Genomic DNA, 16,164 nt, shown 5'->3' on the forward strand with positions numbered 1-16,164 from the left:
TACGTTCGTCCGACTCTGTGCGTCAGACCTCGACGACCACGGGGAGGATCATCGGGCGGCGGCGGTAGTTGTCCGACACCCACTTGCCGACGGTGCGGCGGACCAGCTGCTGGAGCTGGTGGGGCTCCGTGATGCCGTCCTGGGCCGACTTGGCCAGGGCCTCGTCGATCTTGGGCATCACGCCGGAGAAGGCGCCGTCGTCGATGCCCGAGCCACGGGCGTGGATGTCCGGGCCGCCGACGATCTTGCCGGTGGTGCTGTCCACGACGACATAGACCGAGATGATGCCCTCGTCGCCGAGGATGCGGCGGTCCTTGAGATGGGCCTCGGTGACATCGCCGACCGAGAGGCCGTCGACGTAGACATAGCCGGCCTGGACCTTGCCGACGATCTTGGCGACGCCGTCGACCAGGTCGACCACCACGCCGTCCTCGGCGATGACGATCCGGTCCTTGCGTACGCCGGTCAGGGCGCCCAGCTCGGCGTTGGCCCGCAGATGGCGCCATTCGCCGTGCACCGGCATGAGGTTCTTCGGCTTGCAGATGTTGTAGAAGTACAGCAGCTCGCCGGCCGAGGCGTGGCCCGAGACATGGACCTTGGCGTTGCCCTTGTGGACCACGTCCGCGCCCCATCGGGTGAGGCCGTTGATCACGCGGTAGACCGCGTTCTCGTTGCCCGGGATGAGGGACGAGGCCAGGATCACCGTGTCGCCCTGGACGATCCTGATCTGGTGATCGCGGTTGGCCATCCGGGAGAGGGCGGCCATCGGCTCGCCCTGGGAACCCGTGCAGACCAGCACGACCTCGTCGTCGGGAAGATCGTCCAGCGCCTTGACGTCGACGACCAGGCCGGCGGGGACCTTCAGATAGCCCAGCTCGCGGGCGATGCCCATGTTGCGGACCATCGAGCGGCCGACGAAGGCGACCCGGCGGCCGTACTCATGGGCCGCATCGAGGATCTGCTGGATGCGGTGCACATGGCTGGCGAAGCTGGCGACGATGATGCGCTTCTGGGCGTTGGCGAACACCGTGCGCAGGACGTTGGAGATGTCCCGCTCGGGCGGGACGAAGCCCGGGACCTCTGCGTTCGTGGAGTCGGAGAGCAGAAGGTCGATGCCTTCCTCACCGAGTCGCGCGAAGGCGGGGAGGTCGGTCAGACGGCGGTCCAGCGGGAGCTGGTCCATCTTGAAGTCGCCGGTGTGCACGACCATGCCCGCGGGGGTGCGGATCGCGACGGCCAGGGCGTCGGGGATCGAGTGGTTGACGGCGACGAACTCGCAGTCGAACGAGCCGATCCTCTCGGTGTGCCCCTCCTTCACCTCAAGGGTGTAGGGGCGGATGCGGTGCTCCTGAAGCTTGGCCTCGATGAGGGCGAGGGTCAGCTTCGAGCCGATGAGGGGGATGTCCGGCTTCTCGCGCAGGAGGTAGGGGACACCACCGATGTGGTCCTCGTGGCCGTGCGTGAGCACGATGCCGTCGATGTCGTCGAGGCGGTCCCTGATGGACGTGAAGTCCGGAAGGATCAGGTCGATTCCGGGCTGCTCCTCCTCGGGGAAGAGCACTCCGCAGTCGACGATCAGCAGCCGGCCGTCGTATTCGAAGACCGTCATGTTGCGGCCGATTTCACCCAGGCCGCCGAGGGGGGTGACGCGCAGGCCACCCTTGGGAAGCTTCGGCGGAGCGCCGAGCTCAGGATGCGGATGACTCAAAAGACTCTCCTCACCACACGCGCCACGCTGCCGTCGTGGGCACGTGGCGCGCATGACATTCGTGCACTTGCTGTAGGGCGATTGTTGGTCCGTATTCAGTTATGAAGTCTGTGATCAGAGCTGTACCCCGCCGGCGGCAAGATCGCGCGTCAGCTGCTCGGTCTCCTCGGGGGAGAGCTCGACGAGCGGCAGCCGCAGCGGACCGGCGGGCAGACCCTGGAGGCCGAGCGCGGCCTTGGTCGTGATGACGCCCTGGGTCCGGAACATGCCGGTGAAGACGGGCAGCAGCTTCTGGTGGATCTCGGTGGCCTTGGTGACATCGCCATTGAGATGGGCGTCCAGGAGCGCGCGCAGCTCGGGGGTCACGATATGGCCGACCACGGAGACGAAGCCGACGGCGCCGACCGAGAGCAGCGGGAGGTTCAGCATGTCGTCGCCGCTGTACCAGGCCAGGCTGGAGCGGGCGATCGCCCAGCTGGCGCGGCCGAGGTCGCCCTTGGCGTCCTTGTTGGCGACGATCCGGGGGTGCTCGGCGAGCCGGACGATGGTCTCGGTGTTGATCGGGACACCACTGCGGCCCGGGATGTCGTAGAGCATCACCGGCAGCTCGGTGGCGTCCGCGATCGCCGTGAAGTGGCGCAGCAGGCCCTCCTGCGGGGGCTTGCTGTAATACGGGGTCACCGCGAGCAGGCCATGGGCGCCGGCGTCCTGGGCGGCGCGGGCCAGTTCGAGGCTGTGGTGGGTGTCGTTGGTGCCGGCTCCGGCTACGACAAAGGCGCGATCGCCGACCGCATCGACCACCGCGCGGACCAGCTGCGCTTTCTCCGCATCGCTGGTGGTCGGGGACTCTCCGGTGGTGCCGTTGACGACGAGGCCGTCATTGCCGGCGTCCACCAGATGGGCGGCGAGCCGCTGCGCGCCGTCGAGATCGAGAGCGCCATCCGCCGTGAACGGCGTGACCATGGCGGTCAGCACCCGCCCGAAGGGGGTCTGCGGTGTGGAAGTCGGAGCCATGGGTCCCACGCTACTCGTAGCTCACCGCGGGATGCGCCTCTGGGGAGCCGGGATGTGGACACCGGCACTGCCTGCTCGGGGGTTCAAGCAGTGCCGGGTCCGTCTGTTCAGCGTAGATGAACTTCTCAAAATGCCGCAATCCGGACACTTCGCACGTCTGTCCTGCGCGCTCCGGTATCCGGCCCGCAACCTGGGCCTTACGGAGCGATCCGGCCATTCGCATTGAATGCGCCGTACGTGAGCGGCATGAGCTTGGCCCAGTGGGCCTCCATCTGCTCGCCGACCATCTCGATCTCCCGCTGGGGGAAGGAGGGCACCTTCGCCTGCTCGTGCTGCGTGCGCAGCCCCAGGAAGTGCATCAGGGAGCGGGCATTGCAGGTCGCGTACATCGAGGAGAACAGGCCGACGGGGAGCACCGCGCGGGCGACCTCGCGGGCGACGCCGGCGGCGAGCATCTCCTGATACGCCTCGTAGGCCCGTCGGTAGGAATCCTCCATGACGCGGCCGGTGAGCTCCTGCTGCCCCGGGGTGCCCTCGACGAATTCGTACTTGCCGGGGCGGCCCTGCTGGACGAGCTTGCGGTCCTGGCCGGGGACGTAGAAGACCGGATCCAGCCGGCGGTAGCGGCCGGACTCCTCGTTGTACGACCAGCCGACGCGGTGCCGCATGAACTCGCGGAAGACGAAGATCGGCGCGCTGATGAAGAAGGTCATGGAGTTGTGCTCGAAGGGGCTGCCGTGCCGGTCCCGCATGAGGTAGTTGATCAACCCCTTGGAGCGCTCCGGGTCCTTCTGGAGCTCCTCGAGGGACTGCTCGCCGGCCGTGGAGACACGGGCCGCCCAGAGCACATCGCTGTCCGCGGCGCTGTGCTTGACCAGCTCGACCGTCACCTCGCTCCGGAAGCTGACGGCTGCACTGTCGGGGCTCTCAGTGCTCTCGGCAGGGGTCTGGGACACCGGCGGTTCCTTCCATTCGTTCCTCGTGCGCGCCCAGCCTACGACCCGCCGGTGACAGTCCGGGAAATGCGACGTGATGCCGCGTTAGCCGCAAAACGGGCGGCTCTGTAGCAGCCTGGGGAGCGGCAGTTGATATTTTTCACAGAAGTCCCTGAAAACGGGCACCAACCGGACGCCGCAGACGTCTAACCCTGTGACAGTGCCCACCTCGAGGTTCCTAGGAGAGCCCGCTCATGTTCCGCCGGCGAGAGCCCGTCCCGTTCGCCTTCGTTGCCGAGGCAGACCGGTTCCGCAGCAATGTCACTCCCCCGCCGCGTCAGCGCGCTTCCCGCGCGCAGCTCCTCGGCCAGTCTCTCATCACGCTGACAGTCGTGGGCGGCCTGGCCGGCGCCCTGCTGTTCGGCGTTCCTGCGCTGCAGCAGGACAGTTCCGGGTCGAGCCGGGTGCATCAGTCCGAGGCGCATCGCTGAACGGGCGGGCGGGGCGTGCCGCAAAGTGGTTCCGCTCCGCCGGTCCCGATAACCTCACCGGTCACAGCTTCCGTCAGCGTGCCCATGAGTGAGGATCAGCCGTGCCCCTGCCCTTTCTGACGGCCGACCGCGACCTCGACCTCGACACCGGTGCCGCGGATGCCGCCGCACTCCCGCATGACGAGCCCGACCACTGGCGCCGTCCCTACCGCCCCGGACCGTGGCGCGTAGGGGCGGCGGCGGTGCTTTTGCTGCTCGCCTCGTTCGTCCTGCTCTCCGCGATGATCATCGCGATGGCCGGCTCGCTGCCCGGCGCCGCGGCCTGTTCGGTGGTGGGGGCACTGATGATCGCCCTCGCGCTACGACTGCTGCGCGTCGGCCTGTGGGTCAGCTCGCACGGTCTGCGCCAGGTGAACCTGCTGCGTACGGCGACCGAGCCGTGGAGCGCCATCGGCTCCGTCCGCACCCGCCAGCAGCCGGTGCGCTGGCTGGGGCTGCCGCGGACGGTGCAGGGCCAGGCCCTGATCATCGAGCGCACCCAGGGTGAGCCACTGCGGACCCTGGTCACGGACCACAACGGCGACTTCCTGTCCCGTCCGGAGGCCTTCGAGCGGGCCGCGGACGTACTGGAGGCATGGGCGGCGGAGTACCGCGCCTGAGTCCCGGGCCCGGACCCCCACCGGGCACCCGCCGCGCCTGTCGATCAGGACCCGGCCGGATCTGATCCATGGGCGCGGCCTAGGCGGCCGGTACGGGCCTGTTGTCGTGCAGGGCGATGGCGCGCTGCATCGCCTTACGGGCCCGCGGGGTGTCCCGGGCGTCGTGGTAGGCGACCGCGAGCCGGAACCACGTACGCCAGTCGCCGGGGGCCTTCTCCGTCTCGGCCTGCCGCCGGGTGAAGACCGCGTCGGCCGCGTCCCGGTCGATCCGGCCGCCGGGGGTGCGCTGCAGTTCGTCGGCGGGCAGTCCGCCCTCGGCCTCCAGCACCCGGGACAGCCGGTGGGCGTCGCGGGCGAAGCGGGTGTTGTGCCAGAGGAACCAGCCGCCGACGCACGGCAGCAGGAAGGCCACCGCTCCCATGCCCATGGCCGCCGGCTCACCGGTCAGCACAAGGAGTACGCCCTCCAGCGCCACCACGCCGAACACCAGGACCAGCACGGTGGCGAGGAAGAAGTACGTGATCTTTCCGCCCATGCCCGTCAGCCCAGGTCGAGGAAGTTTTCCAGGCCCACGGTCAGGCCCGGAGTGTTCACCACCCGGCGCACACCGAGCAGGATGCCCGGCATGAAGCTGCTGTGGTGGAGGGAGTCATGGCGAATGGTGAGGGTCTCGCCCTCCCCGCCGAAGAGCACCTCCTGGTGGGCCAGCAGACCGCGCAGCCGTACGGAGTGCACGGGGACGCCGTCCACGTCCGCGCCGCGGGCGCCGTCCAGCGCGGTGCTGGTGGCGTCCGGCTGCGGGGCGCAGCCGGCCTCCTCACGGGCCTTGGCGATCAGCTGGGCGGTGCGGGCGGCGGTGCCGGACGGGGCGTCCGCCTTCTTCGGGTGGTGCAGCTCGACGACCTCGACCGACTCGAAGAAGCGGGCCGCCTGCTGGGCGAACTGCATGGTCAGCACCGCACCGATGGAGAAGTTCGGGGCGATGAGCACGCCCGCGCCGGGCGAGGCGGCGAGCGAGGTGCGCAGCTGCGCGAGGCGCTCATCGGTCCACCCGGTCGTCCCGACCACGGCGTGAATCCCATGACGCACACAGAAGTCGAGGTTGCCCATCACCGCGCCGGGGTTGGTCAGCTCGACCACGACCTGGGCACCGGCCTCGACCAGCGTCTCCAGCTTGTCGCCCCGGCCCAGCCCGGCGACCATCTCCATGTCCTCGGCGGACTCGACGGCCCGTACGGCCTCGGAGCCGATGCGCCCCTGGGCTCCCAGTACGGCCACGCGCAGCTTGCTCATCGTTTCCCGTCTCTCTCTTGGTGGTATCGCAGCGGGGCCTAGGCGACGACGTCGTCCAGCCGGGCCGCCTGCCGGTCCTTCAGCGGGCCGATGACGGACAGCGAGGGACGGGTGCCCAGTACGTCACGGGCCACCTCGCGCACCTCGTCCGGGGTGACGGCCGCAATCCGGGCGAGCATCTCGTCGACCGACATCTGCTCGCCCCAGCACAGCTCGCTCTTGCCGATGCGGTGCATCAGCGCGCCGGTGTCCTCCAGCCCGAGGACGGTCGAGCCGCGCAGCTGGCCGATCGCCCGGCGGATCTCGTCGTCGGTGAGGCCGTGGGACGCCACCTGGTCGAGTTCGTCGCGGCAGATCTTGAGGACGTCGTGCACCTGGCTCGGGCGGCAGCCGGCGTAGACGCCGAACAGCCCGCAGTCGGCGAAGCCCGAGGTGTACGAGTACACGCTGTAGGCCAGGCCGCGCTTCTCGCGGACCTCCTGGAAGAGGCGGGAGCTCATCCCGCCGCCCAGGGCGGTGTTCAGCACGCCCATCGCCCAGCGCCGGTCGTCGGTGCGCGCCATCCCGGGCATCCCGAGGATCACATGGGCCTGCTCGGTCTTGCGGTTGAGCAGTTCGACGCGGCCGGCGGTGCGGATGGCGCGGGCGCCGGAGCGCGGCGCCATCGGGGCGGCGTCCGTCCGGTCCAGGGCCCCGGCCTGCTCGAAGGCGCGGCGGACCAGGCGGACGACCTTGGCGTGGTCGATGTTGCCGGCGGCCGTGACGACGAGGTGGGTGGGGTCGTAGTGCTTCTTGTAGAAGCGGCGGATGCGCTCGGGGGTGAGGGCGTTGACGGTGTCGACGGTGCCCAGGACCGGGCGGCCGAGCGGGGTGTCGCCGAGCATGGTGTGCGCGAAAAGGTCGTGCACACAGTCGCCCGGGTCGTCCTCGGTCATCGCGATCTCTTCGAGGATGACGCCGCGCTCGGCGTCCACGTCCTCGGCCTCCACCAGCGAGCCGGTGAGCATGTCGCACACCACGTCTATGGCGAGCGGCAGATCGGTGTCGAGCACCCGCGCGTAGTAGCAGGTGTACTCCTTCGCGGTGAAGGCGTTCATCTCGCCGCCGACCGCGTCGATGGCGGCGGAGATGTCCAGCGCGCTGCGCCGCTCGGTGCCCTTGAAGAGCAGGTGCTCGAGGTAGTGCGTGGCGCCGTTCAGGGACGGGGTCTCGTCACGGGAGCCGACGTTCGCCCAGATCCCGAAGGTGACGGAGCGGACCGTCGGCAGCGTCTCGGTGACGATGCGCAGACCCCCGGGCAGGGTGGTCCGGCGGACCGTACCGGCGCCCGCGGTGCCCTTGAGAAGCGTTTGGGTACGGGCGACGGCCCGCCCCTCCGTGGAGGTGCGGGCCGTCGTCGTGTGCGTACGAGACGTCACTTGGCGGCGTCGTCCTTCGTGTCCTCGGCCGCATCCTCTTCCTCGATCACGGGGATCAGGGAGAGCTTGCCGCGCTGGTCGATCTCGGCGATCTCGACCTGGACCTTGGCGCCGACCGCGACCACGTCCTCGACGTTCTCCACCCGCTTGCCACCGGCGAGCTTGCGGATCTGCGAGATGTGGAGCAGGCCGTCCTTGCCCGGGAGCAGGGAGACGAACGCACCGAAGGTGGTGGTCTTGACGACCGTGCCCAGGTAGCGCTCGCCGACCTCCGGCATGGTCGGGTTGGCGATGCCGTTGATCGTGGCGCGGGCGGCCTCGGCGGCCGGGCCGTCGGCGGCACCGATGTAGATCGTGCCGTCGTCCTCGATCGTGATGTCGGCGCCGGTGTCCTCCTGGATCTGGTTGATCATCTTGCCCTTGGGGCCGATGACCTCACCGATCTTGTCCACCGGGATCTTGACGGTGATGATCCGCGGGGCGTTCGGGGACATCTCGTCCGGAACGTCGATGGCCTCGTTCATCACATCGAGGATGTGCAGACGGGCGTCGCGGGCCTGCTTGAGCGCGGCGGCCAGGACGGAGGCCGGGATGCCGTCCAGCTTGGTGTCCAGCTGGAGGGCGGTCACGAAGGTCTTCGTGCCGGCGACCTTGAAGTCCATGTCGCCGAAGGCGTCCTCCGCACCGAGGATGTCGGTGAGGGCGACGTAGTGGGTCTGGCCGTCGATCTCCTGGGAGATCAGGCCCATGGCGATACCGGCGACCGGGGCCTTGAGGGGCACACCGGCGTTCAGCAGCGACATGGTCGAGGCGCAGACCGAGCCCATGGACGTCGAGCCGTTGGAGCCCAGCGCCTCGGAGACCTGGCGGATCGCGTAGGGGAACTCCTCGCGGGTCGGCAGCACCGGCACGATGGCGCGCTCGGCGAGCGCACCGTGGCCGATCTCCCGGCGCTTGGGCGCACCCACGCGGCCGGTCTCACCGACGGAGTACGGCGGGAAGTTGTAGTTGTGCATGTAGCGCTTGCGGGTCACCGGGGAGAGGGTGTCCAGCTGCTGCTCCATGCGGAGCATGTTGAGGGTGGTGACGCCCAGGATCTGGGTCTCGCCACGCTCGAACAGGGCGGAACCGTGCACCCGCGGGATGGCCTCGACCTCGGCGGCGAGCGTACGGATGTCCGTGACGCCGCGGCCGTCGATGCGCTTCTTCTCCTTGATGACGCGCTCACGGACCAGGCTCTTGGTCAGCGAACGGTACGCGGCGGAGATCTCCTTCTCGCGGCCCTCGAACTGCGGGAGCAGCTTCTCGGCGGCCACGCCCTTGACGCGGTCCAGCTCGGTCTCGCGCTCCTGCTTGCCGGCGATGGTCAGCGCCTGGGAGAGCTCGTCCTTGACCGCGGCGGTGAGCGCCTCCAGGACGTCGTCCTGGTAGTCGAGGAAGATCGGGAACTCACCGACGGGCTTGGCGGCCTTGGCGGCGAGGTCCGACTGCGCCTTGCACAGGACCTTGATGAAGGGCTTGGCGGCCTCGAGACCCGCGGCGACGACCTCTTCGGTCGGGGCCTCGGCGCCGTCCTTGACCAGCTGGATGGTCTTCTCGGTGGCCTCGGCCTCGACCATCATGATCGCGACGTCGCCGTCCGGGAGGACGCGGCCGGCCACGACCATGTCGAAGACGGCGTTCTCGAGCTCGCTGTGGGTCGGGAACGCCACCCACTGGCCGTTGATCAGGGCGACACGGGTGCCGCCGACCGGGCCGGAGAAGGGCAGACCGGCCAGCTGCGTGGAGCAGGAGGCGGCGTTGATGGCGACCACGTCGTAGAGGTGGTCGGGGTTGAGCGCCATGACCGTCTCGACGATCTGGATCTCGTTGCGCAGGCCCTTCTTGAAGGAGGGGCGCAGCGGCCGGTCGATCAGGCGGCAGGTGAGGATCGCGTCCTCGGAGGGGCGGCCCTCACGGCGGAAGAAGGAACCGGGGATCTTCCCGGCTGCGTACATCCGCTCCTCGACGTCGACGGTCAGCGGGAAGAAGTCCAGCTGGTCCTTCGGCGTCTTGGAAGCGGAGGTGGCCGACAGCACCATGGTGTCGTCGTCCAGGTACGCCACGGCGGAACCGGCGGCCTGCTTGGCCAGGCGGCCCGTCTCGAAGCGGATGGTGCGGGTGCCGAAGGAACCGTTGTCGATCACGGCTTCGGCGTAGTGGGTCTCGTTCTCCACCAGGGATATCTCCTCGTATGTGTCCGCTGCCCGTGTGGCAGGGGACCGTCTTCGGTGGAGCGCCGGTACGGGCCGGTCTTCGATCGAAGCACCCGGAGCGAGGGCCATGGATCTCCATGGATCATCCGGGGGCCACTACCGAGGACCGGCGGCCAGGTGGCGCTCCTACCGCGTTCGCTTTTTGCGATATGGCACCAGACTACAAAGCTTCCGTCCACCTCGCGGCGGGGCGGAGGTCCGGTGCATATGGCAAAGGGAGCGGCCCCCGGTGGGAACCGCTCCCTCTACGGCGTCTTACTTGGCGCCCGCCGCGCCGCGGCGGATGCCCAGGCGCTCGACCAGCGCACGGAAGCGCGTGATGTCCTTCTTCGCCAGGTACTGCAGCAGGCGGCGGCGCTGGCCGACGAGCAGCAGCAGACCACGGCGGGAGTGGTGGTCGTGCTTGTGGGTCTTGAGGTGCTCGGTCAGGTCCGAGATGCGACGGGAGAGCATCGCGACCTGAACCTCGGGGGAACCGGTGTCACCCTCCTTGGTGGCGAACTCGGCCATGATCTGCTTCTTCGTGGCGGCGTCGAGCGACACGCGGTACTCCTCTTGGTTTCGGCCCGTGAGCGCCCCTGGATTTGCTTCACAGGGAATCTTGGATGACTCGACCGGGCCGTCACACAGCGTACCAGCTGGCAACGGCCCCCCGACCGGCTGGTCGGGGGGCCGCGGAAAAGCCCGGTGAAGCGGGGGCGCTAGCTGCCGGTGAGGCCGCGCACCGTGGCGTACACGTCCAGGACCGCCAGGCACAGCGGCACCAGGGACAGCAGGATCAGACCGTCGAAGAGGTCGAAGATCCGGCCCCAGAAGGGGGTGACGCCCTTGCGCGGGACGACCAGGCCGACGCCCACCAGGAGGGCGGCGCCCGCCGCGATGCTGCTGGAGAACCAGACGGTCCGGATGTTCAGCGGACCGGAGTCCTGGAAGCGCTGCAGCTCGACGAAGATCTCCGTCGGCGGGTTCAGCGCGATGCCCAGGATCAGCAGGACGATCGTGAGGATGCCCGCGATGGTCAGGCAGGCGACCTGCGCGGTGTAGTCGAAGAGCCGGGCGCGGAGCATGATCGTGATGCCTGCGGCCATCGCCAGCAGCTGGGCCCACATGTTGTCGGAGAAGCCGAGGACGGCACCGGCCGAGCCGACGACCAGGGCGGCGCAGCCGGCGACCAGGCCGAGCAGCAGCTCGTGCCCGCGCTTGGCCTGGTTGCCGATCTTGACGAAGTCGACGGACTCGGTCTCGCCGCTGTTGTCGTAGGAGCCCTTGGCGATCTGGTCGGGCGACTTGTAGCCGATGGGCAGCCGGGCGAAGCGGGCGGAGAGGCCGGGCAGCCAGGCGACCAGTGCGATGGCGACGACGGCGGTGACGGCGGCGACCTCGCTGGGCCCGGCGTCGGTGAGGATCGCGGCGAAGACCGCGAGGGTGCCCATGGCGGAGAGGAACGCGGCGGCGACGAAGGGTGCGTCACCGCGCGGCAGCAGGACCACCAGAAGCGCGGAGGCGATCAGCACCGTCACACAGCCGACGAGGAGGTGCAGGCGGCCGGGGCCGGCGCCCTCCTCGACGGGGAAGATCCCGGAGCCGGCGAGCAGCAGATGCGGAAGTGCGGCCAGGCCCAGCGCGATGGAGGAGCCGTGGTCGTCGTAGACGCGGGCGCGGACGCCGGCCAGCGCGACCAGGACGATGCCGACGACACCGGCGATGATGCCGGGCAGGCGGTGCATGTCGCGGTCGATGGGGTTCGAGAACCACAGGGCGAACGCCATCATGACGAGCAGGAGCACACCGGCGGTGAGGCCGACGACATGCATGAGGTCGTCGCTCCAGCGGCTGCGGTTGCGCTTGACCGCGGAGGCGACGGCGTCGGAGACATCGTCGAAGACCGGGAGCGGCAGCGACTCGGCGAACGGCTTCAGAAGAAGGAGGTCGCCGTCGAGGATCTGCTGCTGCGCGAGCGACTGACCGGCGTCAAGTACCGTGCCGTCGCGGCGTACAAGGTGATAGCCGGTCGGGGCGCCCTCCGCCTGGGACTGACCGGAGAGCCGCAGAATCTCCGGATAAATGTCCACGAGTGCGACGTCCTCCGGCAGAGCCACGTCGATCCGTGCATCCGGCGCGGCGACTGTGACCCGGCAAAAGCCGGTGCCAGTGCTCGTGCTCACCTGGCGGTTCCCCCTATCCGTTGGGCGTTTTGTCGCGTCGCGCGCCCTATATATAGAGCCGTCTCTACGGGGCTGTGGCACGCTCGCGAGGCGTCAGCGTACCGTCCAATTCAGCGACCGCCCCACCCGCCCCGAGACTTGACGGTTAACAGTAGGATCAACGCCTGCGTCGGGCCAAGTACTTGGCTCGGGGGACCGTCGAATCCAACGGGGGCGGTCCGAGACTGCGAGATGCATGAAGGACTGATGCCTCGGTGAGCGTTGTCATCGTCAAGCGCCCGCCCCGCGCGCTGCCACCCGAAGTCCCCTCGGAGGAGGTGACACTCGAGGCACCTCCGGAGCTTCCGCGTGAGGGTGAATCAGAGAACATGCTGATGACCCTTATGCCCATGATGGGCATGGCGTCCTCGGCGGGATTCTTGTTCATGGGCAATCAGCCGTTCATGAAAATCATGGGCGGCTTTATGGTGGCGTCCACTCTGGCAATGGCGATCGTGCAGATCGTCAAGGCCCGCCAAGGGCCTTCCGGGCAAATGCTCCAAGAGCGCCAGGATTACCTCAAGTACCTTACGCAGAAGCGAAAAGAGGTACGGCGCACCGCGCGTAAGCAGCGGGACGCCCAGCTGTACACCCACCCCGACCCGAGCCAGTTGTGGTCCATCGTGGCCGAGGGCAAACGGGTATGGGAGCGCCGGTCGGGCGATCCGGACTTCGGACAGGTACGGCTGGGGCTCGGGCCGCAGCAGCTGGCCACTCCCCTGCGGGCTCCGGAGACCGCTCCGGTCGACGAGCTGGAGCCGCTCACCGCGCATGCGATGAAGGAGTTCCTGGACAAGCACGGGCACTTGGACAACCTGCCGCTGGCGGTCTCGCTGCGCGCCTTCTACCACCTGACCGTCTCCGGTGACCCCGACACGGTCTACGGCGCCTCGCGGGCCGTCATCGCCCAGCTGTGCACTCTGCACTCGCCCGAGGACCTGATGGTCGCGGTCGTCGCCGCGCCCGGTGCGCAGGCGGAGTGGGAGTGGACGAAGTGGCTGCCGCACGTGCAGGACAAGACCACGGACGGCGCCGGTTCGCGCCGGCTGGTCGTCGGCGACCTCGGTGAGGTCGAGGAGCTGCTCGCGGACGACCTCGACGGCCGCGGCCGGTTCAACCCGCAGGGCACTCCGGTGACCGACTCCCCGCACGTGGTGATCGTGCTGGACGGCGGCGATGTGCCGATGGACTCGGTGATCGCCGGGGCCGAGGGCCTGCAGGGCGTCACCATCCTGGAGGTCGTGCCGGGCGATCTGGACGAGATCCGGGGCGGTCTGGCCGTACAGGTCCAGCCGGGCAAGCTGGTGCTGGAGTCGGCCAGCGGCGCGGTCTACCACGGTCGCTGCGACACCCTGTCGATCCCCGAGGCGGAGGCGCTGGCGCGTCAGCTGGCCCCGCTGCGGGCGGGTTCCGGTGCGGACGGCGAGGAGCCGCTGCTGTCGAACCTGGACTTCACCGACCTGATGAACATCGGTGACGCCGGTTCCGTCGATGTGTCGCGTACCTGGCGGCCGCGCACGCTCCACGAGCGGCTGCGGGTGCCGATCGGTGTCGACAAGGACGGCCAGCCCGTCATGCTCGACATCAAGGAGGCCTCCCAGGAGGGCATGGGCCCGCACGGTCTGTGTGTCGGTGCGACCGGTTCCGGTAAGTCCGAGGTGCTGCGCACCCTGGTGCTCGCGCTCGCGGTGACCCACTCCTCGGAGACGCTCAACTTCATCCTCGCGGACTTCAAGGGTGGCGCCACCTTCACCGGTATGTCCGAGATGCCGCACGTCGCGGCCGTCATCACCAACCTCGGTGAGGACGTCACCCTGATCGACCGCATGCGCGACTCGATCACCGGTGAACTCCAGCGCCGTCAGGAGCTGCTGCGCTCCGCGGGCAACTACGCCAACATCACCGACTACGAGAAGGCACGTGCCGCGGGTGCGCCCCTGGACCCGCTGCCGTCGCTGGTGATGGTGCTCGACGAGTTCTCCGAGCTGCTGACCGCCAAGCCCGACTTCATCGACATGTTCATCCAGATCGGCCGTATCGGCCGGTCGATGGGTGTGCACATGCTGCTCGCCTCGCAGCGTCTGGAAGAGGGCAAGCTGCGCGGTCTGGACACCTTCCTGTCCTACCGGCTGGGTCTGCGGACGTTCTCCGCGGCCGAGTCGCGGACCGCGATCGGTGTGCCGGACGCCTACCACCTGCCGAACGTCCCCGGTTCCGGCATCCTCAAGTACGACACCGAGACGATGGTCCAGTTCAAGGCCGCGTATGTCTCGGGCCCCTACCGCGGTCCCGGTGCCGGCGGCAGCGCCGGCGGCAGCCGGACGCGGCGGCTGCCGGTGCCGTTCACGGCGGCCCCGGTCGTCGAGCAGATCATCGAGGACCCCACGCCGGTCGAGCCGGTCGCCCCGGAGCAGGACGACGCGCTCGCCGACACCGTGCTCGACGTCATCGTGCAGCGCATGCAGGGCCAGGGCCCGCCGGCGCACCAGGTGTGGCTGCCGCCGCTGGACGAGCCGCCGACGGTCAACCAGCTGCTGCCCACGCTCGCGGTCACGCCCGAACGGGGTGTGCACGCACCGGAGTACACCGCGCTCGGCAAGCTCGTGGTGCCGGTCGCGCTGGTGGACAAGCCGTTCGAGCAGCGGCGTGACGTGATGTACCTGGACTTCTCCGCCGGTGCCGGTCACGGTCTGGTCGTGGGTGGTCCGCAGTCCGGTAAGTCCACGCTGATCCGGTCCGCCATCGCCTCGTTCGCGCTCACCCACACCCCGGCCGAGGTGCAGTTCTACTGCCTCGACTTCGGTGGCGGCGGCATGCTGTCCATGGAGGGCCTGCCGCACGTCGGTGGTGTCGCCTCGCGTCTGGACGCGGAGAAGGTGCGCCGTACGGTCTCCGAGGTCGTCGGCATCCTCAACGAGCGTGAGGAGTTCTTCCGGGCCAACAACATCGACTCGATCGGGACCTACCGCCAGCGGCGGGCCGCGGGCACCTACCCCGACCAGAAGTGGGGCGACGTCTTCCTGGTCATCGACGGCTGGGCGACGTTCAAGACCGACTACGAGCAGATGGACCCGGTGATCCTGGACATCGCCGCCCGGGGTCTCGGTTTCGGTGTCCACCTGATCATCGCCGGTGCGCGCTACACCGAGGTGCGTCCCGCGCTGCGCGACCAGCTCCTCAACCGCGTCGAGCTGCGCCTGGGTGACCCGATGGAGTCGGAGTTCGACCGCAAGCGCGCGGAGAACGTCCCGATGGGCAAGCCCGGTCGCGGTATGTCCCCCGAGAAGCTCGACTTCCTGGCGGCGCTGCCGCGGCTGGACGGGATGAGCGACCCGGAGACGCTCAGCGACGGCGTCGCGAACCTGGTGTCGACGGTCAGCGAGCACTGGCAGGGCGACCCCGCCCCCGCGGTGCGGATGCTGCCGACGATGCTGCACGTCAACGAGCTGCCCAAGGGCAGCGACTACCCGGACCACGGCATCGCGATCGGTGTCGACGAGACCACGCTGTCGCCGGCGTTCATCGACTTCGAGACCGACCCGCTGCTGGTCATCTACGGCGAGAGCGAGTCCGGCAAGTCGTCGCTGCTGCGCCTGCTGACCAAGCAGATCGCCGAGCGGTACCCGTCCGACAAGGCGCTGATGGTGGTCTCCGACTACCGGCGCGCGCTGCTCGGCGAGGTTCCCGAGAGCCACCTGTACAAGTACTGCGCCGCAGGGCCGCAGTTGCAGGAGGTCATCAGCGGTCTGGCCGGTTCGCTGGGCCGGCGGATGCCGGGCCCGGACGTCACCCCGGAGCAGCTGCGCAACCGCAGCTGGTACGACCTGCCGGACGCGTTCGTCATCGTGGACGACTACGACCTGGTGGCGACCAGCAGCGGCAACCCGCTGCAGCCGCTGCTGGAGTATCTGCCGTTCGCCCGTGACCTGGGTCTGCGCCTGATCATCGCGCGCAGCTCCTCGGGTGCCGGACGGTCGTCCTTCGAGCCCGTGATGCAGCGCACCAAGGAGCTCGGTGCGCAGGGTCTGATCCTGTCCGCCGATCCGGCCGAGGGGCCGCTGATGGGCAACATCAAGGGGCAGAGCCTGACGCCCGGACGGGCCACGTTCATCACGCGTAAGCGGGGTGCGCAGCTGGTCCAGACGGGCTGGCTGCCGGCGAACGGCCGCTGACCGGTCACACACGGA

12 protein-coding genes are annotated in these 16,164 nt (G+C 69.0%); 3 read left to right on the forward strand and 9 right to left on the reverse strand.

The annotated features are described in order from the left end of the window. Positions 1-22: 22 nt before the first annotated feature. From SLV14N_RS10625 to thyX, 3 genes are all read right to left on the reverse strand, one after another. Positions 23-1,708, reverse strand: coding sequence for a ribonuclease J (locus tag SLV14N_RS10625; RefSeq protein ID WP_208680725.1), 1,686 nt, complete (start codon positions 1,706-1,708; stop codon positions 23-25). Positions 1,709-1,822: 114 nt separating this feature from the next. After that, positions 1,823-2,722 (reverse strand): 4-hydroxy-tetrahydrodipicolinate synthase, encoded by a 900-nt coding sequence (dapA, locus tag SLV14N_RS10630; RefSeq protein ID WP_018093346.1) that lies wholly within the window; start codon positions 2,720-2,722, stop codon positions 1,823-1,825. Between the two features lie 197 nt (positions 2,723-2,919). Beyond that, positions 2,920-3,678, reverse strand: coding sequence for an FAD-dependent thymidylate synthase (gene thyX, locus SLV14N_RS10635; protein ID WP_263269149.1), 759 nt, complete (start codon positions 3,676-3,678; stop codon positions 2,920-2,922). 233 nt (positions 3,679-3,911) lie between these two features. Between thyX and SLV14N_RS10640 the strand changes: the two genes are divergently transcribed. Continuing rightward, a complete protein-coding gene (locus SLV14N_RS10640; RefSeq protein ID WP_127153296.1) occupies positions 3,912-4,148 on the forward strand; it encodes a hypothetical protein in 237 nt (78 codons plus the stop codon). A 101-nt stretch (positions 4,149-4,249) separates the two neighbouring features. Further along, positions 4,250-4,807: a hypothetical protein gene (locus tag SLV14N_RS10645; RefSeq protein ID WP_263269150.1), complete on the forward strand. Its 558-nt coding sequence runs from the start codon at positions 4,250-4,252 to the stop codon at positions 4,805-4,807. A 79-nt stretch (positions 4,808-4,886) separates the two neighbouring features. Here SLV14N_RS10645 and SLV14N_RS10650 read toward each other — a convergent pair whose 3' ends face one another. From SLV14N_RS10650 to eccD, 6 genes are all read right to left on the reverse strand, one after another. Further along, positions 4,887-5,342 (reverse strand): hypothetical protein, encoded by a 456-nt coding sequence (locus tag SLV14N_RS10650; protein WP_263269152.1) that lies wholly within the window; start codon positions 5,340-5,342, stop codon positions 4,887-4,889. A gap of 5 nt (positions 5,343-5,347) precedes the next feature. After that, positions 5,348-6,100, reverse strand: coding sequence for a 4-hydroxy-tetrahydrodipicolinate reductase (gene dapB, locus SLV14N_RS10655; protein WP_018093351.1), 753 nt, complete (start codon positions 6,098-6,100; stop codon positions 5,348-5,350). 38 nt (positions 6,101-6,138) lie between these two features. Beyond that, complete coding sequence (locus SLV14N_RS10660) at positions 6,139-7,518, reverse strand: pitrilysin family protein (RefSeq protein ID WP_208680729.1); 1,380 nt, start codon at positions 7,516-7,518, stop codon at positions 6,139-6,141. Beyond that, a complete protein-coding gene (locus SLV14N_RS10665) occupies positions 7,515-9,734 on the reverse strand; it encodes a polyribonucleotide nucleotidyltransferase (protein ID WP_208680730.1) in 2,220 nt (739 codons plus the stop codon). The genes SLV14N_RS10660 and SLV14N_RS10665 overlap by 4 nt, the downstream gene beginning before the upstream one ends. 294 nt (positions 9,735-10,028) lie before the next feature. Further along, the gene (gene rpsO / locus SLV14N_RS10670) at positions 10,029-10,316 is read right to left on the reverse strand and encodes a 30S ribosomal protein S15 (RefSeq protein ID WP_006602744.1); all 288 of its coding nucleotides are present in this window, start codon (positions 10,314-10,316) and stop codon (positions 10,029-10,031) included. 158 nt (positions 10,317-10,474) lie between these two features. After that, on the reverse strand, positions 10,475-11,938 hold the full coding sequence (gene eccD / locus SLV14N_RS10675; protein WP_018093354.1) for a type VII secretion integral membrane protein EccD: 1,464 nt from the start codon (positions 11,936-11,938) through the stop codon (positions 10,475-10,477). Positions 11,939-12,192: 254 nt separating this feature from the next. Here eccD and eccCa point away from each other — a divergent pair, with 254 nt between their 5' ends. Continuing rightward, on the forward strand, positions 12,193-16,149 hold the full coding sequence (eccCa, locus tag SLV14N_RS10680; protein WP_208680731.1) for a type VII secretion protein EccCa: 3,957 nt from the start codon (positions 12,193-12,195) through the stop codon (positions 16,147-16,149). The last annotated feature ends 15 nt before the right edge of the window (positions 16,150-16,164 follow it).

It is taken from the genome of Streptomyces sp. Je 1-4 4N24 (assembly GCF_026239515.1).
Classification (GTDB): Bacteria; Actinomycetota; Actinomycetes; order Streptomycetales; family Streptomycetaceae; genus Streptomyces; species Streptomyces nigrescens.

Excerpts from the sequence above, each read along its gene's own strand:
- SLV14N_RS10640 (WP_127153296.1), top strand. The coding sequence starts at position 3,912 with ATGTTCCGCCGGCGAGAGCCCGTCCCGTTCGCCTTCGTTGCCGAGGCA.
- SLV14N_RS10650 (WP_263269152.1), bottom strand. The coding sequence starts at position 5,342 with ATGGGCGGAAAGATCACGTACTTCTTCCTCGCCACCGTGCTGGTCCTG.
- dapB (WP_018093351.1), bottom strand. The coding sequence starts at position 6,100 with ATGAGCAAGCTGCGCGTGGCCGTACTGGGAGCCCAGGGGCGCATCGGC.
- dapA (WP_018093346.1), bottom strand. The coding sequence starts at position 2,722 with ATGGCTCCGACTTCCACACCGCAGACCCCCTTCGGGCGGGTGCTGACC.